Here is a 24,279-nt window from a genome sequence, read left to right as displayed (position 1 = left end):
AAAGAAGAAAAGAAAAAAAAGAGGGAAAAAAAAAAAATATTAAGCGGGGGGGGGGGGGGGGGGGGGGGGGGTAATAACACTGTTGTATTCATTATCTTATCAAGGACATTTTTCATGGCATGGTTTTTCATGGTTTCTCCTTTTGTAGGTTTATACGTTTGGCCCCCTAGGGAGGTCTGATTGGGCCGTTTGGGGGCCACACCGGTATATGATTGCCGATTTATGGGTACTTGTCAAGGTGAAGGAAAAATGAGGAACTTCCTCATTCCCCTTCGCCTTCTGCGCCTTCGCGGTCATATTGCACATACCTAAGTTCTGTCATATTTCCCCGGGAAAAAATATCCGGTAAAAATTCTTGTCCGCCGCCGCTTCCAGTTCCTCAGGATCGCCGCCCGGTGTGTCCGCTTCTTTCCGTATTCCCGCGGCGCCCCGCAGTATAACCGGCAGATCCGCCCAGCGCGAAAACGCCTTGCCCCGTAAGGGCTGGTAGGGGGCGTCGGTTTCCAGGAGCAAATGGTCCAGAGGCAGGGCGGCGCAGGAGCGTATCGCCTCTTTATGGTTCAGCAGGATAGGCGCGCCGAAGGAGAAATAGGCGTTTACCCCCCGGCGTAGTAGGGCCTCCCCCTCCCCCAGGGTTCCTGAGTAGGAGTGGAAGACCACTGCGGGCAGCTTTTTCAAGGCGCCGGTATGGGCAAAGACCTTATGCATAGCCCGGCGTACGTGGAGCACCATGGGCAGCCCGTACCGTAAGGCGGTTTCCAGGTGGGCCGCGAAAAGCTCATCCTGAACCGCCTCGGTGGCGCGGAACGCCTCGCTGTAGAGGTCGAAGCCGGTTTCCCCTATGGCGTTCAGCGCGGCCCCCGCAGCCAAGGTTCCCAGCAGATCCAAAAGCGGTGTGAAGGAACCGTTGTTCCCGGCTGCGGGTAACTGGGGGTGTACGGCAAAACAGAGGGCCATAGGAGCGGCGCCTTCCTGACGGGCGCCACGGGCAAGCTCCCGGTGGTACGCGAACTGTTCCCCGTTCCAGGCGCTGGCAGCGCAGGTAATTCCCAGACTACGGCGTTCATTTTCAGCGTCGGAGAAACGCCCGGCGAGATCGAAGGGATGGGCATGGGCATCGAAAGCCATGGGAGGAGTGTAATACGCAAAGTAAAAACAATGAAGGGATCATAATCCAGAGCAAAAACATTTACTATTTTTTAAGAAAAATTTGACCACTAAGGCAAAAAAGGCGAAAAAAGGGAAGGAAAAGAATGTATATCTTCTTTTCCTTCTGCGCCTTCGTCGCCTTGGCGGTTAAAATTATTCGTTTTTGACTAAAGCGTTTTACCACTTTCCGCCCTAAGTACCTGTAGAAGGTAGGTATGGAATGGTCTCAAAACAACGGTTAAACGCTGTGAGAGCTGAAAGATTAGCAAAAAGACTTTATCCGGAAGAAGAATGGGTACAAGAGTATGATGGGAAGTCCTTTGGGGTAAATCTATACATTGCAAAATCAAGAATTGTACAAGAGAAAAAAACAGACCTTGAAAAAGAAATTGTTCAGGCAAAATTACTTATCAGAATGGATAATAGTGTCTATTTGTTACCCGAACCGTCCAAAAATACTCTAAGGCAACCTGTAAGTAGGGCAGATGCTATAGTCAATGGCTTTATTATGGAATTCAAAACCATAACAGGAAGTATTGACAGGATAGAAAAAAACTTCAGAAAGTCCAGAAAGCAAAGTGATAATGTGTTCTTAAAAATTGAAAATCCGGAGATAACTATTGAAATGGTGAAAGACAAGCTTACCTCAACAATAAATGATAAAAACTATCATGGGGGGTATTTCGGGATGATATATATTTTTCTGGAAAAAACAAATAAATTTTATTATTACACAGTTGATATGTTTAAAAAATGACCGGGGGGACACTGGAATGCCCCCCCGTTAGCTACCGATTTTCCGCAAAAAGCGGTTCAGTAAGTGATTTAAACAATAACCCCGCCCAGGCATTTTGTCAAGGCAAATTGGTTGGAAATTTACGTAAATTTGAGGAAATTTTATAAAAATTTAACCGCTAAGGCAAAAAAGGCGAAAAAAGGGAAGGAAAAGAATGTATATCTTCTGCGCCTTCGTCGCCTTAGCGGTTAAAAATCTTCGTTTTTGACTAAAGCGTTTTACCGCTTTCCGCCCTAAGTACCTGGAGAAGGCAGCCAGATTGTTGAGTTAAAAGCCGTATCCGGTACACGCCAAACCTTGGGAACCGAGTTTAAGAAAGGTTATAGACAAGGGGCATACCTTATGCGGCGGTGTCCCGGCATACAAGGTCATTCGGTATCTATACGCCTCTTTTCCCACCTCTCAACCGGGAATGTTAAGGCAAAAATAGCCGGGGAACTAAAGAACCGCCTTGATCCAGGCTCTTTTATTTGTTATTTCGAAAATACAGGTGAGCTATATACATGGACCTATGAAGAATTGCGGGCTCTAATCGGTACCTAAAAAATCACCCAGCCCCGCATAAGCGGAACTGGGTTCGGCGGAAGAGGCTACAAAAGAACACGCTTGCGCGTGGGAGGCCTCCTCCGGTGGCATCTGTAATACTACTACATTTCCCCCGGTTTGTCAAATGTCACGGTACCAACCTTAAATTAACCACCCCGGAAAACCTTTATATTATACTTTACATCTGATAAATTTTGCATTATCCTATACTTAGGCATAGGAGAAATCATATTGAAGTTTACCAAGGAAATCGTTTCGGCGATAAATAATTTTATCATTGAAAATATTCCGGTCCATCAGCATGACATCCTTACGCTGGTGATGAAGCACTTCGGCCTCTCCAAGCCTACGGCGGCAAAGTATCTCAAGAGCCTGCTTGATGAGGGGGTCATTCAAAAAGAACGGAAGGGCCGGTATCCCAACTACCAACTGGTGTATACGGTGTTTGAATACTCCTATGACGTGGATGATTCCCTTGACGAGGATGTTCTGTGGCGGAAGGATATTTCCCCCCATTTGCAGGGCGTTGCGCCGAATGTCCGCCAAATCTGTCAATATGGGTTTACCGAGATGGTAAACAATGCCATCGAACATTCCGGATCAAAGAGGCTGACCATAACCCTGGACCTCAGTGCCCGGGACATTGCATTTACCATACGGGATTATGGCATAGGTATTTTTATCAAAATTAAAAATGATCTAGCCTTGGAAGACCCGAAACATTCCATTCTGGAACTGGCAAAGGGCAAGTTTACATCGGACCCATCGAAACATTCCGGGGAAGGTATCTTTTTTACATCCCGTGTTTTTGATGAATTTGCCATTCTTTCGGGAAATCTGACGTTTTTGGGACACACGGATGATGATTGGCTCTTCGATGATCTTCCGGGACGCGATATTGAGGGAACAGCAGTAATTATGCGTATACCGAAAAACACTTCCCTGCAAATTGCCGATGTATTCAATGAGTACACCGACCCCGATAAGCAGCCGGGCTTCCACAAGACCGCTATTCCGGTACAGTTGATGCAGTATGAAGGGGAATCTCTTATATCCCGTTCCCAGGCCAAACGGCTTATCACCCGGTTTGATCGTTTTTTAGAAGTAGTTCTGGATTTTTCCGGGGTAGCTATGATTGGTCAGGGCTTTGCGGATGAAATCTTCCGGGTCTTTGCCAATGCCCATCCCACGGTACATTTAACGCCGATACATTGCAGCGAGAATGTGAGGAACATGATCCGGCACGTTGGCGGGAAAGCGGAACAGGACAGGTAAACCCGCCCTTCACCCTCCCCTCTTTTTTCTATATAATCTCCCCCATGGCAAGCCTTCTTATCAAGGAAATTTTGGCGACCCCCCCGGCTTCCCAGGATGTGACGGTTCGGGGCTGGGTCAGGACAAAGCGGGACCTGAAAAATCTGGTCTTTGTGGAAGTGAACGACGGGTCCGGCTTCAACGGCATCCAGTGTACCTTTGACCGCGGCAGCGCCGGCAGCCTGGGGGAAGAGCTGGAAGCGGCCTTAGGGGCGGTGAATACCGGGTCCTCGGTGGAAATACGGGGCAAGCTGGCCCCATCCCCGGCTTCGGGGCAGGCGGTAGAAGTGGCCGCTTCGGATCTGAGTATCATCGGGGACGCGCCGGCGGAAAGTACGGGAAACATAGCCGCGTACCCCCTGCAAAAGAAGCGGCATTCCCTGGAATTTCTCCGGGAGATAGCCCACCTCCGGGCCAGGACCAATACCTTTGGCGCAGTAACCCGGGTGCGCAGCCGTCTGGGTTTTGCGGTGCACCAGTTCTTTCAGGAACGGGGTTTCCAGTACATCCAAACCCCTATCATCACCGCCAGCGACGCCGAAGGGGCGGGGGCCATGTTCCAGGTAACCACCCTGGACCTGGAAGCCCTGGCCAAATCCGGCAAGGCCCCGGACTATACTAAGGACTTTTTTGGCAAACGGAGTTACCTCACCGTTTCGGGCCAGTTGGAGGCGGAAACCTATGCCACCGCCCTGACCCGGGTCTATACCTTCGGCCCCACCTTCCGGGCGGAAAACTCGAACACCACCCGGCATTTGGCGGAATTCTGGATGATAGAGCCCGAAGCCGCCTTTGCCCACCTGGAAGACAATATGATCCTCGCGGAGGACTTCCTCAAATACCTCTTCAACGCCGTGCTCTCGGACTGTGCGGAAGACCTTGCCTTTTTCGATGCCCATGTCGAAAAGGGAATCATCGATACCCTCAAATCGGTCATCAATTCCAAGTTCACCCATATGAGCTACACCGATGCTATGGCGGAACTGGAAAAGGCCGGATCAAATGCGGCGTTCGAGTTCAAACCCTACTGGGGCTGTGACCTCCAGAGTGAACACGAAAAATTCCTCACCGAAAAAATTGTCAAAGGACCGGTGATCGTCACCGATTATCCCAAGGAGATTAAAGCCTTTTACATGAAGATGAACGATGACAATAAAACTGTGCGGGCCATGGACGTCCTGGTCCCCCGCCTGGGAGAGATCATCGGAGGGTCGGAACGGGAAGATAATCTGGACCGCTTGGAAAAAAGAATACGGGAGATGGGAATGGATACCGCCGATTACAGTTGGTACCTGGACCTCCGCCGTTACGGTACGGCCCCCCACTCGGGTTTCGGTATGGGCTTTGAGCGTCTCGTCCAATACGTTACCGGTATGGCCAATATCCGCGACGTAATCCCCTACCCCCGCGCCGTAGGCCAGGCGGAGTTTTAGTCGTTCTCCGCGTACCAGTGAGGGTGCAGGAAATCAAGCTGACAATCATCACCCGGATTCAGGCCTGCGGCCCTGCGGCCCTTCTGCACCCGTACCTCAGTGCCGCTTACATCTATGGCGTAATCAACAATTTCGCCTAAAAAAGCTTTTCGTTTAACATGCCCCGGAACACCGCCTTGGGAAACAAAATTGATCTCCGACGGGCGGCTCGCCAACACCAGATCCCGTTGTCCTCCCAGGGAAACATCGGGTAAATATTTAAAAGTAATGTCCCCACTCTCCCCTACCTTTATGCCCCTTTCGGTAACATGGGCCTGGATAAAATTGGAAAGGCCGATAAAACTGAATACAAACCTGTTCGCAGGTTCGTTATACACCTTGAGCGGGGTGTCAATCTGCTGAACAATACCGAGCTTCATAACCAAAATCCGATCCGAAAGGGCCATTGCCTCAGCCTGGTCGTGGGTAACATAGATAACCGTAAATCCGTAGGCTTTCTGCAAGTCTTTTATTTCAAAGCGCATTTCTTCCCGCAAATGGGGGTCCAAGCTTGAAAGCGGTTCGTCTAAAAGCAACACCCCCGGATTAATCGCCATCGCCCGGGCAAGGGCAACCCGCTGCTTCCCACCGCCGGAAAGATCAACCGGGCTTTTTTTTGCATCATCCCAGAGATTGGTATGCACAAGCGCCTCTTTTGTACGTTTTTCGATTTCCTGGGAGGAAAGCCTTTTTAAACGCAGGGGAAAGGCGACATTTTCAAAAACCGACATATGGGGCCAAATAGCGAAGGCCTGGAACACCATGCCAAAGTTTCGTTTTTCCGGGGGCAGGTAGTAACCCTTTGCCTTTGAACTCATTATTTTATCCCCCACATATATTTCGCCGTCATCAAGATCCTCAAATCCGGCTACCATTCTGAGGGTAGTAGTTTTACCGCAGCCTGAGGGGCCAAGCATGGAAAAGCACTCCCCCTCGTTAAGTTCAAGGTTCAATTTATTTACGGCAGTTACTTCGCCGAATTTCTTTGTAACATCAACCAGTCGTACATACCCCATACCATACCGCCTTTAGCCCTGAGATAGATGATCGCTGCCCAGGACTTTCTTAATAAATGTCTGCCCCAGCACAATAATAATAAGCGCAATTCCCGCAAGGGCTGCGGAATACACCGTTTCTCCGTCTTCGTTCAGGGTGTAAATTGCCACCCCGAGGGTCCTTGTCGCAGGCGAGTAGAGCATGACAGATACGGTAAGCTCCCGCAGAGCCGGAAGGAATATCAGGAAAAATGCCGAAATCATTCCGGGCCGCGCTAAGGGCAGCACAATATCACGCAAAGTCCGTCCCATGGTTGCGCCGCAGGCCCGGGCCGCCTCGGTAAGCGAATCATGAATCTGCTCAAGGGCGGCGGAATTTGCCTTGATTGAAAACGCCATGTAGCGCGCTATATAGGCCACAAGGATAATCCAGACCGTATTGTAAAGGTTGACGCCGAACTTACCGCTCCACGCCAAAATTACGCCGAGGGCAATAACAGAACCGGGCACCGAAAAGGGCAGCACCCCGAGGAATTCCAAAATACCCTTCCCGCGCACTTTCATTTTTACCAGCACGTAGGATATGATAACTCCGGCAAACATCGTGATAACCGCCGCAGAAAATCCTAAAAGCACCGAATTACGGATTGCATCCCTCGTTAAGCGCCAGCCGAAAAGCACATATTTATAATTGGCTAAACTCAAATTTGCGGCGGTAAACGGCAGACCGTAAGTTCTTAGTCCGCCCACCAGGAAAATTGTTACGGTTGGCAGTACGATGGTAAACAAAATATAGACAATACAGATTATCAAGAGAGGATAGCGCAACCCCCGCAGTTTTAGTTCCATTGGACGGAAACTCTTACCGCCGATTATCTGATACTTACCGCTTCCAAGCACCTTGTTCTGCAGCCATAAAATACAGGCCGCCGAAATTATCAGCACCGATGCCAGTACCGTCCCTGTTCTGATGGACTGCATACTGCCGGCGCTTGAATTTATCTTCTCGTAAATCATCGTAGGGATATTGTAGATGCCATGCTGTACCCCAAGAACCGCAACGGTACCGAAATGGGCCATGGAATAGAGCATTACCAAGAGAGCCCCCGCCAAAATGGAAGGGCGCACCAAGGGCAGGGTAATCTTTCGTGTTATCGTCAGAAGCCCGGCGCCTGAAATACGCGCGGACTCCTCAAGGGTCGGGTCCATCCGTTCCAGCGCGCCGGACACCTGAATGAACACGAATGGGAACAGATACATACTCTCCACGAACCACATGCCCTGATAAGAGTAAATATTAAAGATCGGCGCACTGAAATTGAGTACGTCCATAAAAAAGCGGTTGATATAGCCGGAGCGCGGATTCAGAAGCATCTTCCAGGCCAACGCCCCAATAAAGGAAGGGAACATAAAGGGTACAAGAAAAAGAACCTTCATTATCTTTTTGAAGGGCAAATCGGTACGGGTAACCAGCCACGCAAAGAAGGTACCAATGATTGTACTGAATAGGGTTGTTCCACTTGCTATGATAAGCGAATTCACAAGCGCATGATACGTATCGGGATTGGAAAAAACATTAATAATATCTTTTATGTTAAAACTTCCGCCGCCAAAAAACGCATTAACTAAAATTAAAAGCACCGGAAAAGCAACAAAAACTACCAGTATCGAAATCGAGAAAAAAAGGATAATTTCGGTTATTCCTATGGGCGGCTTTTTCAACATATTCGGCTGTATGGTACTCATGAAACTCCCTCCGTATGCAATTTTGTCTCGTCAAACCAGGTAACGGTGTTTAAATTCACGGCGCATTCATCACCTTCTTTCAAAATCAAATTCTCCTGCAGCGCATTGTGGGTATTCAACTGAGTACGGATAATCCGGGACTCCACATCGACAAGATAATCCATATCGGCGCCTAAAAAGCTGGCCCGGACTATCTTCCCTTTAAGGCCGGCTCCGGTACGGCTTATATTCACATCCGTGGGGCGGAACGCGGCGATCAGCTTTTCCGCATGGGCTGTCGGTTTGTTATTGGTAACGAACGGTTGCCCCCCCACCATAAGTTCGCCGCCGCTCTGTTCAACGGGCAGAAAATTTGAAACGCCCAAAAATTTGAACACAAAATCATTCGCAGGGTTTTCAAAAACATCGGCAGGGGAACCCACCTGCATTACATGGCCCTTGTGATCCATAATAGCGATTCTGTCCGAAAGTGCAAGGGCAATTTCCTGATCATGGGTAACATAAAAAATCGTAATTTTGAGTTTTTTTTGCAGTTCCTTTATTTCAAACCGCATTTCTTCACGCAGATTCGCATCAAGATTATTCAGCGGTTCATCAAGGAGCATGAGCGAAGGATTGGCAACCAGGGCCCGCCCCAGGGCAACGCGTTGCTGCTGTCCGCCTGACAGTTGGGAAGGCATGCGCTGTTCAAGTCCCGTGAGGTTTACCAATTCCACTATCTGCATGACCTTCTCTTTTATAAGCGCAGTTGTTTTCTTTGCTATTTTAAGGGGATACGCAATATTATCAAAGACCGACATATGGGGCCACACCGCATAATCCTGAAACACAACGCCTAAATCGCGCAGATTAGGCTGCACGGTCTCACCCGTCCCGCCGTCGGATACCAGCCTGTCGCCAATAAATATTTTGCCCTTTTCCGGCATTTCAAACCCGGCAATCATCCGCAAAAGCACGCTTTTACCGCAGCCGGAAGGGCCTAAGAGGGTAAAACATTCGCCGTCATTGATTGTCAGGTTTAAGCCCGTATACACATGATTACTGCCGTAAGATTTGTATAGATCTTCAAAACGTATTTCAGCCATAACACCCCCGTTTTTTTGATAAAAAGAGAAGCGCCCGCAGATTCAAAGCAGTTTTTTCAAACCTGCGGGCACAATCATTATTATTTTTGCATAATAGCCTTGAATGAAGCAATACGATCTTCACGTTCGGACATCATCGAGATGTAGTCAATTTTGATACTGTTCGCCACCGCATCATCCACTTTCGGCAAATTATATTTGCTGGGAACAGTAACATCCCGGCGGGTGGGCAGGGTGCCGTTATTGGCAATAATCTGCTGAGCCTCTTTTGTCAGCATAAAATCGACAAACTGCTGGGCCGCCGCAATGGACTGGGTGTCTTTCAAAATAGCGACCGGGCTTGGAATGAGCAGCACCTCCGGAGGATATGCAATAGCAAGGGTCGCCCCCTTATCAATCTTGTCAAAGGTAATGTAATCAACGCCTAAACAACCGGCAAGTTCTCCCGAAGCGGTATCGTCAATTACCTGCCCCGAACCTTTGCCAATCGTAGCGCCATTTGCGCGAATGTCCCTGAAAAAACTATCGCTGAACTTTTCTTTTAACAGAGCCACGCTTACAAAGGATGTGCCTGAAAGCGCGGGGTCGGCAATTGAAAAAGCGCCTTTAAATTCACTGCCCAAGAGATCGCGCCAAGAGGTGGGAGCCTTTGTTACCTGAGTGGTGTTATACACAATACCCAGGGTACCAAGACGCGCGGGAACAAAATAATCTTCGGCGCCCTCCAGCGGGTTCAGTATCTGATCAATCCCCTTAGGCTTGTATTGTATCAGAATACCATCGGCTTTCATTTTGAAAAAATCCGGCACCTCGCTGGTCCAGATGATATCCGCCATTATGCGCCCACTCTCACGCTCGGCGGCGATCTTTGCCATAAGCGATCCGGCGCCGGCCGACTGGTAGTCCATATCAACCCCGGGATTCTGCTTGACAAACTCCGCCTTAAGGTCGCTGATAAGCGATTCCTTCATTGAAGTATACACGATGAGTTTCCCGCTTACGCCTTGTGCGCCGCCGCCGCTGGCCACTTCGGCTTTCTTGCTGCATGCGCTCATCAGCGAAATTGCCGCAAGGGTAATCAGTATAGCTGACACAACCGCAGTACTTTTAGTCATTTTCATAAATTCCTCCATAAATTACATTAATAAAAGCATGATATACATACCGGGATCTGTCAAGGACGCGCAACACAGTAATTTTCACCTTTTTTTCTCCAAACCTCTTGTATTATTCATGAACCTTGTTATACTATTTGCTAGTGTTTCTGCCTCGTATTGTTTTTTTATTAGTACTTACCCTTGGGCTTTCCTCTTCTATACCCTCTTTGGAAGCGGAAGAGATGGTTCCGCCCAGTCCAGCCCAGGACGCGCCGGATATTGTATCCCTTTCCGCGGTACTTATGGACGCCGCCACCGGAACGGTGCTGTACGCGAAGAACGGAAACACGCCTATCCCTCCCGCCTCGCTGACAAAACTCATGACCATCCACATTGCCCTGCAGGAGGTTGACGCAGGCCGGGCTTCCCTGGACGAAATTGTGGAGCTTCCAAGCGAAAGCTGGGCGGTGAATCAGCCCCCCCGCTCAAGCCTGATGCACTTAGCCCAGGGGCAGATCGTAAGCCTGCGGGAACTGCTCCTGGGGCTGGCTATACCCTCGGGAAACGACGCCGCCGTGGCAGTGGCCCTGCGTTTCAGCCCCACGGTACCGGACTTTGTAAACCGCATGAACGCTGAGGCCCGGAGAATGGGTTTGACCTGGACCAGATTTGTGGAACCCTCGGGGATTTCCGAAGACAATATGACCACCGCCCTGGAATTCGCATCCTTTTGCAGGGAGTATATAAGCCTCCATCCGGACAGCCTCCGGGATTTTCATTCGGTCCTGGAATTTTCCTATCCCCGGGCCGTCAATGTGGCGCCCGAATACCGGAGACAGGTAGGTACCTGGCGTCAATACAATCACAATTACCTGCTCACCGACTTTGAGGGTGTGGACGGCCTTAAAACCGGGTACATCGACGAGGCAGGCTATAACATCGCCCTTACCGCCGCCCGGCTGGAAACCCGGTTTATCGCCCTAATCCTGGGCGCCCCCGCTTCTTGGGGCGGAGACCGGATCCGGGACGCCGACGGGAGGAAGCTCCTAAGCTGGGGTTTCGATCATTTTAAGACCCTGTATCCTCCGGAACCGGAGATTAATCCCGCCCGGATATGGAAGGGCGTATCCAAGTGGGAAGCGCCGATCCCCGCGGAATCCATCCCCTTTACCACGTTTATCGACCGCGGTGAAAACCTCAGCTGGGAAGTACGCTTTGAGGACCCCCTCATCGCGCCCCTTCCAAAGGGAAGCGCCTTGGGCAGCCTCATTTTAAGCGATGATAAGGGTGAACTCCGCCGCATCCCCCTGGTTAGCCCAAGGGAAATAGAACAGGGGAATATCTTTAAGCGCGGCTGGGATTCTGTACGGTTGTTTTTCCGGAGTGTCTTTTTTAAAAAAGCGGATTAGAATTCGCTGTCTTTTATCATCAAATCCAGTTCCAGTTCCAAGGTCTTGAGCGCGTCCTCCATCTCCCGGATACGCCGGATAGAGTACTGTACCCTTCTATCCCAGAGGCGATTACAGGCCTCGTTAACCACTTCCTTAAATGAGGATTTATCGGAAAGAATAGCCGTTTCACCACTGGGCTTATCCGTAGGATTCATATCTTTCATAGTATACCGCTCCCGCTGCAAAACCGCAAGGGTCATAGGGGGTAAATGTCAATAAGCAAGAATTGTTGCAAAGATCAATTTTTTTTCTTGACAAATATAGTATGATACATTTATCTTAAATAATTATTCGTAATTTTCGTAGGGTTAGAAAAAACAAAAACACAAAAATCTTGACAGAGAGATCTAATCCTGTTAAAGTAGGCAATAGTGGGACGTAGGATGTCGTATGCGTGTGAATGAATCTCGGCTCGCATAAAGAGGTTTTATGGTAGAAAACAAGCTCATTGAGGCAGTGGGTCTTTCCAAGGCTTTTGACGGCGTATCGGCTCTAAAAGAAGTCAATTTTGAATTAAAAGCTGCGGAAGTACATGCCCTGATGGGAGAAAACGGTGCAGGCAAATCTACGCTATCCAAGATTATTGCGGGAATTCTGACCGCAGATTCAGGTACGGTATCGGTAAGCGGCCGGCAGGTTAGGTTTCTTAATCCCCGTGAGGCGGTTGCACAGGGGGTTACAATCGTTTCGCAGGAATTCAGCTTGATACCGGACTTTTCGGTTGCCGAAAATATTTTTCTTGTTGATGATGCGTATTACAAAAAGGGTTTTATTTCCAATAAAAAAGCCATGATAAAAGATACCTATTCTCTTTTGAAGTTATTTGATATGGATACTTATATTGATCCCCATGTCCGTGTGGCGAATATCTCTGTCGCTCAGATGCAGGTTGTTGAAATTCTGAAGGCGATATCAAAAAAAGCAAAGGTCATCATACTTGATGAACCGACAGCTTCCCTGTCGTCCAATGAAATCAACCGCCTTTTTGATCTTGTGCGCAGATTAAAAACGGAAAATGTCGGGTTCATCATTGTGTCGCATAAAATTAACGAAATCTATGAAATATCGGACCGCATCACGGTTTTGCGCGATGGCAGTCTGGTACTGGGGGGCGTGGAGACTAAGGAGCTTGCCCAGGCAGATCTGATAAAAGCCATGGTCGGCAGGGAAGTAAACAATATCTACGGCGTAAAGCCGAAAACGGCAAAGGAATTCCTGAACAAAAAAGTTGTTTTTGAGGCAATTGATATCTGCGATAACAGGGATTATGTCAAAAACGTTTCCTTTCAGGCGCACGAAGGAGAAATTGTGGGAATTGCCGGCATGGTCGGGGCCGGCCGGACAGAGCTTGTGCGCAGCCTTTTCGGCGCGGACAAAAAATCTAACGGTAAAGTTCTTGTTAACGGCCGTGCCGTCAAATCAAATGAAATCCGCCAGTGTATGAAAAACAGGATAGGCTTTGTGCCGGAAGACAGAAAATTCGACGGCCTTTTTCAGGAGTTGAGTGTCTCCTTCAATATGTCCGTTACGGATTTAGTCATGAATACTGCCATGCTGGTTAACCGGAAAAAGCAGGAAAAAAAATGCAGACAAAAGGTGGGCGAACTCGGCATCCGGGTAAACAGTCTTGATGCGCCGGTAAAAAGCCTCAGCGGCGGAAATCAGCAAAAGGCGCTGCTGGCAAAATGGCTCCTGCTGGAACCGGATGTCCTTATTGTGGACGAACCCACGCGCGGCGTTGATGTCGGCGCAAAGGCGGAAATATATACCCTGCTGCGCGGATTAGCGGCGGCGGGTGTTACAATTATACTGGTATCTTCCGAGATTCCGGAAATTTTAGGCTTATCTAATCAGGTGCTTGTGATGCGTGAAGGCAGGGTTACCGGTAAACTTGACGCCATGGAAGCGAATGAAGAACTGATTGGGTATTATGCAACCGTTGGATAAGGAATAGAAATTATGGAACGACAAGGAATGCTGGGGCGCACACTACGGGAATACAGAAGCGAGATCGCCATGCTGGGAGTATTTCTGCTGTTTTTCGTTATTATGAGCCTCTCATCGGAATATTTTTTTACCACACGGAATCTTATGAATGTAATGTCCCAGGTATCTTCAAACGCCATGCTTGCAATCGGCATGACAATCGTTATCATAACATCGGGCATTGATCTTTCTGTTGGCGGAAATCTCGGACTTTCGGGAATGATAGGCTGCATGGTTATGGTGAGTACGCGTAATGTTTTTCTGGGGATTGCCACGATTCTGCTTGTGTCCTCCGCGGTTGGCCTTGTGAACGGCCTTCTTATCGGGTATTTAAAAATGCCCGCATTTATTGTAACCCTGGGGATTATGCAGGTTTGCCGCAGCCTTGACTATGTTATATCTAACGCAAATACGGCGTCCAAGTTTCCCGCTGCGTACAGTTTTCTGGGAAAAAGCAGGATAGCCGAATCCTTTCCCATTTATATCATTTTTATTCTTGGCATCTTCTGCATCTTTGGCTGGATAATGTCCAAATGCAAATTCGGACGTTTTCTCTATGCCATAGGCTCAAACGCGGAAGCGGCCCGGCTTTCCGGCATTAATGTTAAGTTCAATACCATGCTTGCCTATGTATGCTCCGGCCTCATGTGCGGTTTTGCCGCATGGATGATGACATCACGCCTTATGGCCTGCGACCCTACCTATGGCTCGGGCAACGAAATGGACGCAATTGCCGCAGCGGTCATCGGCGGCGTGAGTATGAGCGGCGGAAAGGGGAAGCTTGTGGGGACAGCCATTGGGGTTTTGCTGGTAGGATTCCTCCGCAATGCGCTGAATATCCTGGGAGTTAACCCGTTCTGGCAGGGGAGCGCCATAGGCGCAGTTATCATTATCGCCGTACTTGCAGAAAAACTTTCTAAGATTCAACTCGGGAAAAAGCGGCGCCTTATGGCGGCGTAAAAAAATATAACGGAGAAAAACATGAAAAAGTTACTGATTATTTTGTGTGTTTTCATAGCCATCATCATGGCAGGCTGTACGGGTAAGGGCTCGTCGTCCAAATCGGCTTCCGCCCAGCAGGCAGTTAAGGTGGCCTATTTGACGCCCTCACTGGATGTACCTTTCTGGCGTTATATGCGTCACGGAATAGAAGATGAGCTTAAAAAGCTGATTCCCGGTGTGGAGGTAACAACCTACGATTCCAAAGACTCGGCAAGCACACAGCTTTCCAACGCCCAGGACGCACTTACGAAACAGGTTAAAGCCATCGTCATATCGCCCACGGACAGCGCTTCATGCATCGCCGTTCTTGACCTGGCGAAAGAAGCGAAGGTTCCGGTTGTCATCTGTGATATAGGCGCGGATTCAGGCGTCTATGCTTCCTTCATTTCGACGGACAACGAAGCGGGAGCAAGGGAACTGGGAGCGTATATTGCATCGAAGCTGCCCGCGAACAGTGAGGTATCGCAGATAGCGCTGAACCAGGCCAGGATTAATGGGGTTCTGCGTAAAAACGGCTTTGCTTCAGCGGTATCGATAAACGGTATCAAGGATGTTGATTTCAAGCAAATGGAAAAGGTAAATCGTGAGGAAGGCGAGAAATTCGCCCAGGACCTTATCACGGCGCATCCTAACCTGAAAGCAATCTTCTGCCATTCGGAAGATCCCTCCATGGGCGCCCTTTCGGCCATCGAATCATCCCGGCGTACGGATATCCTGATAGCGGGTTTTGACTGTTCCCCCGAAGTTGTAGACGCCATACGCGCAGGCAAGATTGCTGCGACGGCGGCACAACAGCCGGTATTGATGGGCCGTTATGCCGCACAGTGCATCGACAAGCTCCTGAAGGGCCAGCCGGTTGATAGGGAAATCAAGCTGGGTACGCTGCTTGTTACGAAGGACAACATCAATGAAGTTTATAATACTTTGAAGGAAGTCGCTCTTTCAGAATAAACTATAATTAACTCCCCCGCCCTTCTGAGAGGGGCGGGTTTATACAAACCCCAGCCGGAACAGCGTGTTAGCCGTGCGCCAGAGGCATTGTTCCCGGTCGGCGCCGCTTATGGGAAGGGATGCATATTTTGCGATCTCCGTCGCCACGTTGGCGATTTCGTCGGCGGCAAAGAGTATACGGGCGGCTCCAAAAGTTTTAATAGCGTGAATAATATGGTGAGGCGCCGTCCAGGATGTTTCCAGATACACATTGGGACATTCGTGCGCGGCAAGGAACGCCTCATCGGCATAAATGAGCGTACCGGAATGCGCAATCGCACAGGGCACATCGGGAAATTGTTTGCAGCGCCGGATAACCAACGAAGGTAAGGACAGGGGCGCGCCGCCGCCGGTATGAACCATCATGGGTATATTCAATTCCCCGCAGATCCGCCACATCATTTCCGCCCGCGCATTCAAGGGTGAACAGCCAAAGGCCATGGGGTGCAGTTTCATGCCGACAAAGCCAAGTTCTTGTACGCAGCGTTTAGCCTCGTTGTAAAAGTCCGCCTCGTGCAAATAGGGTGTCATGGTAATCATGCCGAAGATCCGCCGCAGGTTGTCTTTGGCAAGAGCGGCGATCCTATCGTGATTTTCCTTAATCTCGTCCAGGTAGATGTGGCCGTACATTCCCTGCAGGATGGTAGCATCCACTTTGTTGGCGTCCATCATTGTCATAATTTCCGCTTCGGTTCGGACTTCCTCAAAAACAAGGTCAATTCCCAGATGCGCGTGAGCGTCAATAATCATGGCGATTTCCTCCATTTGGGGATTTCATTTTAGGGATTTCATTTCGCGTCTATGGTAATTGCCGCTTCGGAAATATCCCGGCCCTGGCCATCGGTAGTATCGTAAGCCCGGATAAAGGTAGCCATAGCGATAAACGCTAAAAGGATGAACACGAGTTTACGCATGGAGCCTCCCATTTCGGGTACGAAACATTTTTGTAATTTTTTGTGTAATTATCATTTTACCCCAAATCATCTTCATTTTATCCTTATTTATTAAGAAATTCAAGGGGATTAACGGGTTTACCGTTCTTGTATACCGCAAAATGGAGGTGGGGACCCGTACTGTAGCCGGTGCTGCCCACTTCCCCGATTTTCCCGCCCTGGTAGATATAGGATCCCTGGGTTACCGAGGTGGTATTCAGGTGAGCGTAGAGGGTTTGGAACCCGTTACTATGGGAGAGGATGATGTATTTGCCATAAACCGAATTCAGTCCCACCGTGGCGACCTTTCCATCCAGAGAAGCCTTGACGGGGGTACCCAATCCGGCAGCCAGATCCAGCGCCGCATGGTAACGCCGGGCGCCGCTGATGGGATCGTTCCGCCAGCCGTAGGGGGAACTAAGCGCTCCCCGGATGGGGTAAATAAAGAGTTCCCCCAGGGCAAGCCTGAGATCCTCGGTACGCATCCTGGCCCCGGGGATAAAGAGCTGCTGACCGGCGCTGATGGTATCATTCTGGATATCATTGGCGTCCAGGATCGCTTCCAAGGGTACCCCCATGCCGACGGAAATCTTGGAAAGACTGTCCCCCTGTTTTACCGTGTAGGGTATACCGTTCATATTCGGGATACGAATCGATTCTCCCTCCCGGAGCCGGCGGACATTGGAAATTCCGTTAGACGCAATGATGGCGTCCATGGAAATTGAGCGGGCTGCGGCGATCTTCGATACCGAATCCCCCCGCTGAACCGTGTAGCTTTCCCAGCGGAAATTCTCCGTCAGATCCAGGGGCATGAACTCAGAATCCTCGTCGGCAATCGAAATAGCCCCGGCGATCCCTGCATAGGAGGCAAGGTTTGCCCGCATGGCCGGATCAGCCCCGGGGGACAGGGCCATAACCGGAGAATTCTGCAGCCCCAGGATAAGGGCGGAAAAAAGGGCGATTCCCCCAAGTACGCAAACCGGGGCGGGAGAAGCCCAGAAGGTATTTTTCAGCCGGTTCGGAATTGGGAAAGACCAAGGCTTTGCCGCAGCCTTGGGTTTCACGATCCCTTCAAACCCATCGGACTCAGCCCTACGGCCCTTCAGAAAACCGGGAAACCGGGATTCCTGTTTTTTCCAAGATCGCTTAATATGGGCAGGGTTCTGCTTAATCGCATCGATATATTTATAGGGTTTATAGACCGCCGGACTTCTGAATTTTGGAAAAGAAATCAACGGATGATTCTGGCGGCGCTGAATAGATTGATCCATAACTATATACTGCATATATAGGTTTATCGACATAATTAAGTTGAAGTATTATACTTCCGTTAATTATGGTGAATCCCGGGAAGGCCGTTTTTTTGGCATGTATCGTTGCCCTGTTGATGAAGGTTCTATTGTTTGATTTTATGATTACCGATGGACAATCCATGATGCCCGCCATACGGCCGGGAACTATCCTGGTGGTTGTCCGGACCGCATACGGTATCCGTTTGCCATGGTCCGGGAAATACCTCCTGCGCTGGTCTAAGCCAAAGACCGGGGATGTGGTAGTATTTTTTACCCCCAAAGGCGCCGTGGCGGTAAAACGATGCGGCGCCCTGCTTGGGGAGGATACTTTTTTTGCCCTGGGTGATAATAACCGGGAATCCTATGATTCCCGTTTTTACGGTCCCGTTCCGGTGGATCACATTATAGGAAAGGTGTTAGGTATTAAATGAAAAACAGAAATGATAAACAGGGAAACCTTCCACCGGAGATACCCCACAAAAAACGGTTCATCATTTTTCTTTCCGTTTTTGCCTTCCTCAGTGTCGCTGTTCTGATACGTTACGCAGTACTCATGCTCCGGCCCGCCGATACGGAGAACACCGGTAACACAAAGCCCTTTGTGGAACGGGGGCCCATCCTGGACAGGAATGGCCGTATCCTGGCCCTCCAGACCCGGCTGGGCAATATCACGGTGTGGCGTCCCGATATTATCGATCGTGATGTTTTAAGCCGGGACCTGGCCCCGATACTGCAAATCCCCGCGGAAACCATCGATGCGCGTATTGAATCATCCTCCGCGGATTTTATCTACCTTAAAAAACAGGTGGAACAGTCCACCCTCCGGGAAATCGAAAACCTCAAAGCCGAAGGGCGGCTTCGGGGGGTCGGTGTGGAGGCCATTGTGGGCCGCATCTATCCGGAAAAACGGCTGGCAAGCCAGATCATCGGCTTTGTGGGAAATGAAAATAACAACGGCCTTGCGGGGATAGAATATGCCCTGGAATCGGAGCTTTCCCCCGCATCGGTCAAGGCCAAGGGCGGTTCGGGGAATCAGGTTTTTCTCACCATCGATTCCAACGTCCAGCATATTCTGGAAGAGATCGGCGAACGGATACGCCGGGAAAGCAGGGCTGAGGCGGTGATGTTTATGGCCATGGATCCCCGCACCGGGGACATCCTGGGCTCCGCTTCACTGCCAAACTTTGATCCCAACGATATAAACTCTTCGGACGATATTTCCCGGATGGATCGCCCCGCCATCTGGGCTTATGAGCCGGGCTCGGTCTTCAAGGTGTTTTCCATGTCTGCCCTGATGGAGTCCGGATCGGTCAACAGCGGTACTGTTTTTGTCTGCGACGGCCATTACGAGCGGATTAGCAACCGGGGGGAACGGGTGGTGATCAACTGTCTCGGCGCCCATGGAAGGGTAACTATCCGCGATATCATCATCAAGTCCTGTAACGCCGGGGCCGCCTATGCGGCGGATCGCCTGGGGGCGGATGCTTTTAACGAGCTGCTGCAAAACTACGGTTTCGGCGCCCGGACCGGCGCGGGAAACCCCGGGGAAACCGTGGGCTACCTCAGTCCCACAAGCCGCTGGTCGGAACGGTCCAAACCAACCATCGCCATGGGCCAGGAGATTGCCGTTTCCGCCCTGCAGATGGTCCAGGCCGCCTCCGCAGTGGCCAACGACGGGGTCCTGGTACCCCCCCGGATTGTCTCCCGTATCGTTTCGCCCAAGGGGGAGACCATACGCTCCTATGAGGCTCCGGAAGGCCGGGGTCAGAGCCGCCGTATCCTCAAGGCGGAAACTGCCCGGGCCATGCGCTCCTACATGGTGGACGTAACTTCCGACATCGGTACGGGCTGGCGGGCCAATATACGGGATCTGTCCCTGGCGGTAAAGACCGGTACCGCCCAGCTCATCGACCCAAAAACCAACGCCTATTCACCCACGGACTTTATCGCCAGTTGTATCGCCCTACTCCCCGCGGAGTCCCCTTCGCTGATCCTCTATCTGGCTATCATAAAGCCCAAGGGCGATTCCTACCTGGGGGGCCGCATTGCCGCTCCGCCCATCCGGGAAGCTGCGGAAGCTTTGGTGGATTACCTGGGCATACCACGGGGCCGGAACCCCCAGATCAGCCATCCCGGTTCCGTAAGCCTGCCCCTGCCTATCAGCCCCGTGGTGGATGCGGTGGTTCCCAACTTAGAAGGCTATTCCAAGCGGGAACTCCTCCCCATGCTCCTCCGGGAGGATCTCCACATTGAAATCTCCGGTGACGGCTGGGTCCGCCGTCAGGCGCCTCCCCCCGGAAGCCCCCTAAACAGTGATACGGTCATCATACTTGAACTTGAATAGTATTTGGGAAGCCAATCTCCGGATCATCGAAGCCCAATACCCCGGCTTGGCGGCACAGTTGCTGCAAGCTCCGGGGGAAACTCTTAGTGAAGGGGATATACTCGTTGAACCCGCCGCGTCCGGGGACCCCACACTCATTGTGCGGGGCATCCACATACACTCCCCCCGGGACCCGGTTCGGGAAGGCCGGCGGCTGGCCGAAAACCCGGACGGAGACGGCCCGCTCATAGCTCTGGGTTTTGGCCTGGGTTATGCCGCCGAAGCCGCCGCCCTGGCAGAGCCGGACCGCCCCATCATCGTGGTGGAACGCTATCCCCTCATCCTGAAAAAAGCCCTGGAGTACCGGGATCTCACTGCCTTTCTTACAAAGTACAAGATCCTGTTTGTACTGGGCGGAAACGGTGAAGCCCTAAACGCCGCGCTCCGGCTCCTGAAGGACAGCAAAATCGCCATAATCCGGAACCGCGCCCTGATCGGCCTGGATGCGGAGTGGTACGCCGGAGCCGAACAGCGGATAAAAACATGGTCCTCCCGGGAGGATGTGAACACCGCCACCCTCAGGCGCTTTGGAAAACGTTGGGTCCGGAACCTGGCGCTGAACCGGGAGGCTATTCGGGATCTGCCCGGGGTATCCCATCTGGCGGGCTGTCTCGCCCCCCTATCGGCGCCGGTACTCCTGGCCGCAGCAGGCCCCTCCCTGGACCGCATCGCCCCCCTGCTGCCGGAGCTTGCGGAACGGGCGGTAATAGTGGCGGTGGACACCTCCCAGCGTTTTCTCCTGGCCCATGGCGTGGCCCCGGACTTTACCGTGGTGGTGGACCCCCAGTACTGGAACGCCCGCCACCTGGACCGCGCCCCCGCCCCCACAACCTGCCTTATCGCCGAATCTGCGGTCTACCCGCCGGTGCTCCGGTGGAACCATCGGAACGCCGACGGTTCCCTACCCTTTGCCCGGGCCTTCCTCTGCGCCTCCCTGTTCCCCCTGGGCCGCTTTATCGAAGACCGGCTTGACCCAAAGGGCAGCCTGGGCGCCGGGGGCTCGGTGGCCACCACCGCCTGGGATTTCGCCCGTACCCTTGGAGGCAGCGGCATCTGGATAGCCGGCCTGGACCTATCCTTCCCAAACCTGAAAACCCATTTCCGCGGCGCCCTCTTTGAAACCCGTTCCCTCGCGGAATCCCTCCGTTTCAAGCCGGCGGAAACCTGGTCCGTCCATGCCCTCCGGGACGGCCATCCCTTCCGGGCCCCCTCCGCACGGGACGGCGAGGTCCTCACGGACAAGCGCCTATCCCTTTACTCATCCTGGTTTGAAAGCCAGTTCCGCCTCTACCCTGCGGCCAAAAGCCGCAGCCTCTCCCCGGACGGACTAGCCATCCCCGGTTTCCCGGTCAGCCCCGTGGAAGAACTCCTCGCCCTCCCCCCCCGCCGCGCGGAAATAAACCGGCTCCTCCAATCGGTCTTTGCAAAAATTGAGGGTGAATTTAATTCACCCGAGGAACGGGAAAAGCGGCTTGCCCGGTACGAAGGGGCCTGCAAAACCCTGACCCGGGGCTTGGAACGGATCAAAGCCCTGGCGGAAGAAGCGGCTGCCCTGGCGGGAAAAACAACTGCCAAGACGGCCGCCGACAGGGACCGGGTCTTGAAACGCCTGGGGGAGATAAACCGGCTGATCCTGGAAAGCGAGGTAAAAGACGTAGCGGGCTTCCTCTTCCCCCCCCTGGCCGAACTGGAAACAGGCCTGAGGACCCCCGAATCGGACCCCTACGGACGATACCTGGAACTATCCGCAAAGCTCTACCACTCACTGGCGGAAACCACAGATTACAATCTGGGGTATTTACGGTGAACAACGGCGTGCCTGGACATCGGCAATGATACTTATTTTGCCACGCAAGGACGCTAGGCATACCATCATAAACTTAAGAATTTTTAACCGCGAGGTCGCAGAAGGCGAAAAAAGATGAAGAAAAATTAAAGGAAAACACCCCCCTCTTTTCCCCTTCCTTCTGCTTTCTAATTGACCGCGCAAGCGGTCTCCTCTGCGCCTTCGTGGTTTTTTATTATTCTTAAGCTTATGATGTTGCGCCAGGCACAACATTTTAATAGGAGTCCAAAATTACCATCGCCCCGATGCTATTTATTAAACAATCCTATCTCATACCCAATAGTAAAAAGAACCTTGCTCCGTGAAATTTCCATATCCGGCATAAAGCGCCACTTCGTTGAATAATCATTCCACATACCCCAAGAGCCTTCACTGGGTTCAAATTGATGATTGGCTAAATCCTTGGCATAGCGTACATCAACAAATAATGCGCCAGGGCCTAAATGATAACCGACATCACCACCAACCATGATTCCATAATTCGTGCTTGATGGTTTAAAAATTCCTTTCCATTCACCTGCTTGTAATGTCCCATCGAACTGCAACTCCCCAAACGAAATACCTAAATAAGGGCCAATGAAACCGGAAAAAACAAATTTTTTCGGCCTAACTGTAAATTTTGCAAGAAGGGGTATCATGAATGAATTATAAGAAAACGTACCGCTGCTATACCGAGGATCATTACTAGTACTAATATTCCCCCCGTCTGTCGTTTCAACTACACCACCGCCGGTAGTATTTACCTTGGCTTCATCATGGGTATAGATAAATTCAACCCCTGCTCCAAACCAATTAGTTATTTGAACTGAAGCTGAAAAAGCCGCATTAAAACTATATGAAGCTGCGGGGTTAATAAAAGTAAGCGCGGAATCCGAAGAATCAACTTCATCATACGAGTTATAGCTGCCACCGGCTCTCAGTCCAAAATAAAACCATTTGTATTTCCACAATTCCTCAACTGGTTTCACGGAATCCCCATTAATAAGTGCAGATAACCTTTTGTCAAGTTTAATATCATATCTTTGTAAACCTTGAACCACTGCTGTCTCCACAGATAATGCTCGAATATTAAGGCGGTATCCATTAATTTCCGGTTTAATGCTGCCAACTATTATAATCTGTGCTCCAATTTTTTTTCCGATGGACTGGGCTGATTCATCGCTGACTTCACCGGACATCTGATAAGCAAGTTCCTGTTCAATCAATGTTATATTTTGACGATCCACCACGGTAAAGTTTCTATTATTGACTAAATATGTCGATAATTCATCTGAGATATAGTTAGCGAGAGTTTTGGAATCCGCTTCTATATTAACTACAAAAACTGTTGAACCCCGTGGTAGACTTTTGTCTAAATAGTCCGAGCTTTTCTGAAGCGCAGTATCTAAATCAACCGTCTGTGCATAAAGTCCCATAGAAGCCATCATAAATGTAAAAAATGCAAATGCAAATTTTTTCATAAATTCTCCTACCTTTAAGTACATGTATAAATTTTCATACACATTGCTAATAGTAAATATTTTATAAGTTTATTGGCTATTTGTGACAATGTCAAGCTAATAACATAATAAATTATTCTCTATTGGAATATAAGATTAAAATTCAAGGTAACGTATGACCGAGCATGAATTAAGGAAGATACTGAGCGCCAACTTGAAACGTTATCGTAACTATCACAAGTTCTCTCAAGCTGAATTGGCAGAAAAGCTTGATATATCGATCCCTTTTTTAAGCGATGTTGAAAACGGTAGAAAATGGATATCTCCATTAACACTGGTAAAATTCGCCGCCGCCTTGAAGATTGAACCCTATGAGCTGTTTAAACCGAAGGATTCCTTATCGCCAGATGTGGCAACCGTCCTCTCAAAGTGGAGCGATGAAGTTGCCGATGCGGTTACTCAAACCCTTGATAATATCCGGGGCCATTACCTTTCCCAAGGCGATATTCCGCCGAAAAAATGACCCTTTGCCCCTGCAACAATGCCTGGTACCCTTTTAGCTAGTGTCCCTCACGCGAGGGGCACTACCAGTAGCGGGGTAATCACTTTTTCTATGAAAACAAGGTGACATAAAAATGCCTGGCACCGTTTGAACGCCCGGACGGACTAGCCATCCCCGTCTTCCCGGTCAGACCCGTGGAAGAACTCCTACACCCTCCTCTCCCGCTACCACTCCCTGGCGGAAACCACCCAATACC

Annotated in this window: 22 protein-coding genes; 12 read left to right on the top strand and 10 right to left on the bottom strand. The window is 50.5% G+C overall.

Features of this window, described 5'->3' with window-relative positions; genetic code table 11:
- Nucleotides 1-180, top strand: a 180-nt coding sequence (locus LQZ19_RS07240; RefSeq protein WP_411046998.1) for a hypothetical protein, incomplete at its 5' end; no start/stop codon positions are given.
- 138 nt (nucleotides 181-318) lie between these two features.
- Here LQZ19_RS07240 and LQZ19_RS07235 read toward each other — a convergent pair.
- A complete protein-coding gene (locus LQZ19_RS07235) occupies nucleotides 319-1,128 on the bottom strand; it encodes a TatD family hydrolase (protein ID WP_411046997.1) in 810 nt (269 codons plus the stop codon).
- Nucleotides 1,129-1,369: 241 nt separating this feature from the next.
- Between LQZ19_RS07235 and LQZ19_RS07230 the strand changes: the two genes are divergently transcribed.
- The 3 genes from LQZ19_RS07230 to asnS all read left to right on the top strand — a co-directional run bounded on the left by LQZ19_RS07230 (nucleotide 1,370) and on the right by asnS (nucleotide 5,238).
- Complete coding sequence (locus LQZ19_RS07230) at nucleotides 1,370-1,906, top strand: CdiA C-terminal domain-containing protein (protein WP_411046996.1); 537 nt, start codon at nucleotides 1,370-1,372, stop codon at nucleotides 1,904-1,906.
- An 816-nt stretch (nucleotides 1,907-2,722) separates the two neighbouring features.
- A complete protein-coding gene (locus LQZ19_RS07225) occupies nucleotides 2,723-3,766 on the top strand; it encodes an STAS-like domain-containing protein (protein WP_411046995.1) in 1,044 nt (347 codons plus the stop codon).
- A gap of 44 nt (nucleotides 3,767-3,810) precedes the next feature.
- Complete coding sequence (gene asnS, locus LQZ19_RS07220) at nucleotides 3,811-5,238, top strand: asparagine--tRNA ligase (RefSeq protein ID WP_411046994.1); 1,428 nt, start codon at nucleotides 3,811-3,813, stop codon at nucleotides 5,236-5,238.
- Here the strand turns inward: asnS and LQZ19_RS07215 are convergent.
- From LQZ19_RS07215 to LQZ19_RS07200, 4 genes are all read right to left on the bottom strand, one after another.
- Nucleotides 5,235-6,293, bottom strand: a complete 1,059-nt coding sequence (locus tag LQZ19_RS07215) for an ABC transporter ATP-binding protein (protein ID WP_411046993.1) — start codon at nucleotides 6,291-6,293, stop codon at nucleotides 5,235-5,237. The two genes, asnS and LQZ19_RS07215, sit on opposite strands and share 4 nt — an antisense overlap.
- A 12-nt stretch (nucleotides 6,294-6,305) precedes the next feature.
- Nucleotides 6,306-8,018: an ABC transporter permease gene (locus tag LQZ19_RS07210; protein ID WP_411046992.1), complete on the bottom strand. Its 1,713-nt coding sequence runs from the start codon at nucleotides 8,016-8,018 to the stop codon at nucleotides 6,306-6,308.
- The gene (locus tag LQZ19_RS07205; protein ID WP_411046991.1) at nucleotides 8,015-9,103 is read right to left on the bottom strand and encodes an ABC transporter ATP-binding protein; all 1,089 of its coding nucleotides are present in this window, start codon (nucleotides 9,101-9,103) and stop codon (nucleotides 8,015-8,017) included. The genes LQZ19_RS07210 and LQZ19_RS07205 overlap by 4 nt, the downstream gene beginning before the upstream one ends.
- Nucleotides 9,104-9,183: 80 nt before the next feature.
- Entirely contained in the window at nucleotides 9,184-10,224 is a 1,041-nt protein-coding gene (locus LQZ19_RS07200) for an ABC transporter substrate-binding protein (protein ID WP_411046990.1), read from the bottom strand.
- Nucleotides 10,225-10,361: 137 nt separating this feature from the next.
- Between LQZ19_RS07200 and LQZ19_RS07195 the strand changes: the two genes are divergently transcribed.
- Nucleotides 10,362-11,609, top strand: a complete 1,248-nt coding sequence (locus LQZ19_RS07195) for a D-alanyl-D-alanine carboxypeptidase family protein (protein WP_411046989.1) — start codon at nucleotides 10,362-10,364, stop codon at nucleotides 11,607-11,609.
- Here LQZ19_RS07195 and LQZ19_RS07190 read toward each other — a convergent pair.
- Nucleotides 11,606-11,806, bottom strand: a complete 201-nt coding sequence (locus LQZ19_RS07190) for a hypothetical protein (protein WP_411046988.1) — start codon at nucleotides 11,804-11,806, stop codon at nucleotides 11,606-11,608. The genes LQZ19_RS07195 and LQZ19_RS07190 overlap by 4 nt on opposite strands.
- Nucleotides 11,807-12,080: 274 nt before the next feature.
- On the opposite strand from LQZ19_RS07190, the gene LQZ19_RS07185 reads away from it, so the two are divergent.
- From LQZ19_RS07185 to LQZ19_RS07175, 3 genes are read left to right on the top strand one after another with little or no spacing between them, the layout of a single operon-like run.
- On the top strand, nucleotides 12,081-13,598 hold the full coding sequence (locus LQZ19_RS07185) for a sugar ABC transporter ATP-binding protein (RefSeq protein WP_411046987.1): 1,518 nt from the start codon (nucleotides 12,081-12,083) through the stop codon (nucleotides 13,596-13,598).
- 12 nt (nucleotides 13,599-13,610) lie between these two features.
- Nucleotides 13,611-14,597 carry an ABC transporter permease gene (locus LQZ19_RS07180; protein WP_411046986.1) on the top strand — a complete coding sequence of 329 codons (987 nt, stop codon included), beginning with the start codon at nucleotides 13,611-13,613 and terminating at the stop codon, nucleotides 14,595-14,597.
- A gap of 21 nt (nucleotides 14,598-14,618) precedes the next feature.
- Nucleotides 14,619-15,590: a substrate-binding domain-containing protein gene (locus tag LQZ19_RS07175; protein ID WP_411046985.1), complete on the top strand. Its 972-nt coding sequence runs from the start codon at nucleotides 14,619-14,621 to the stop codon at nucleotides 15,588-15,590.
- Between the two features lie 39 nt (nucleotides 15,591-15,629).
- Here the strand turns inward: LQZ19_RS07175 and LQZ19_RS07170 are convergent, their stop codons facing one another.
- The 3 genes from LQZ19_RS07170 to LQZ19_RS07160 form a co-directional block, all read right to left on the bottom strand.
- Nucleotides 15,630-16,379: an amidohydrolase family protein gene (locus LQZ19_RS07170; protein ID WP_411046984.1), complete on the bottom strand. Its 750-nt coding sequence runs from the start codon at nucleotides 16,377-16,379 to the stop codon at nucleotides 15,630-15,632.
- A gap of 38 nt (nucleotides 16,380-16,417) precedes the next feature.
- Complete coding sequence (locus LQZ19_RS07165; protein WP_411046983.1) at nucleotides 16,418-16,543, bottom strand: hypothetical protein; 126 nt, start codon at nucleotides 16,541-16,543, stop codon at nucleotides 16,418-16,420.
- An 83-nt stretch (nucleotides 16,544-16,626) separates the two neighbouring features.
- On the bottom strand, nucleotides 16,627-17,832 hold the full coding sequence (locus tag LQZ19_RS07160; RefSeq protein WP_411046982.1) for a peptidoglycan DD-metalloendopeptidase family protein: 1,206 nt from the start codon (nucleotides 17,830-17,832) through the stop codon (nucleotides 16,627-16,629).
- A gap of 65 nt (nucleotides 17,833-17,897) precedes the next feature.
- Here LQZ19_RS07160 and LQZ19_RS07155 point away from each other — a divergent pair, with 65 nt between their 5' ends.
- Genes LQZ19_RS07155 through LQZ19_RS07145 form a run of 3 tightly spaced genes read left to right on the top strand, consistent with a single transcriptional unit; the run spans nucleotide 17,898 to nucleotide 22,043 of the window.
- Nucleotides 17,898-18,284, top strand: coding sequence for a S26 family signal peptidase (locus tag LQZ19_RS07155; protein WP_411046981.1), 387 nt, complete (start codon nucleotides 17,898-17,900; stop codon nucleotides 18,282-18,284).
- Nucleotides 18,281-20,197, top strand: a complete 1,917-nt coding sequence (locus LQZ19_RS07150) for a penicillin-binding protein (protein ID WP_411046980.1) — start codon at nucleotides 18,281-18,283, stop codon at nucleotides 20,195-20,197. The genes LQZ19_RS07155 and LQZ19_RS07150 overlap by 4 nt, the downstream gene beginning before the upstream one ends.
- A complete protein-coding gene (locus tag LQZ19_RS07145) occupies nucleotides 20,190-22,043 on the top strand; it encodes a motility associated factor glycosyltransferase family protein (protein WP_411046979.1) in 1,854 nt (617 codons plus the stop codon). The genes LQZ19_RS07150 and LQZ19_RS07145 overlap by 8 nt, the downstream gene beginning before the upstream one ends.
- A gap of 287 nt (nucleotides 22,044-22,330) precedes the next feature.
- Here LQZ19_RS07145 and LQZ19_RS07140 read toward each other — a convergent pair whose 3' ends face one another.
- Nucleotides 22,331-23,542: an outer membrane beta-barrel protein gene (locus tag LQZ19_RS07140; RefSeq protein ID WP_411046978.1), complete on the bottom strand. Its 1,212-nt coding sequence runs from the start codon at nucleotides 23,540-23,542 to the stop codon at nucleotides 22,331-22,333.
- Between the two features lie 154 nt (nucleotides 23,543-23,696).
- On the opposite strand from LQZ19_RS07140, the gene LQZ19_RS07135 reads away from it, so the two are divergent.
- Complete coding sequence (locus tag LQZ19_RS07135) at nucleotides 23,697-24,044, top strand: helix-turn-helix domain-containing protein (RefSeq protein WP_411046977.1); 348 nt, start codon at nucleotides 23,697-23,699, stop codon at nucleotides 24,042-24,044.
- The last annotated feature ends 235 nt before the right edge of the window (nucleotides 24,045-24,279 follow it).

The sequence above is a fragment of the Treponema primitia genome, assembly GCF_046533075.1.
Classification (GTDB): Bacteria; Spirochaetota; Spirochaetia; order Treponematales; family Breznakiellaceae; genus Termitinema; species Termitinema primitia_B.
Note: the sequence above shows the minus strand (reverse complement) of the source record. Positions and strands in the feature narration are given on the sequence as shown.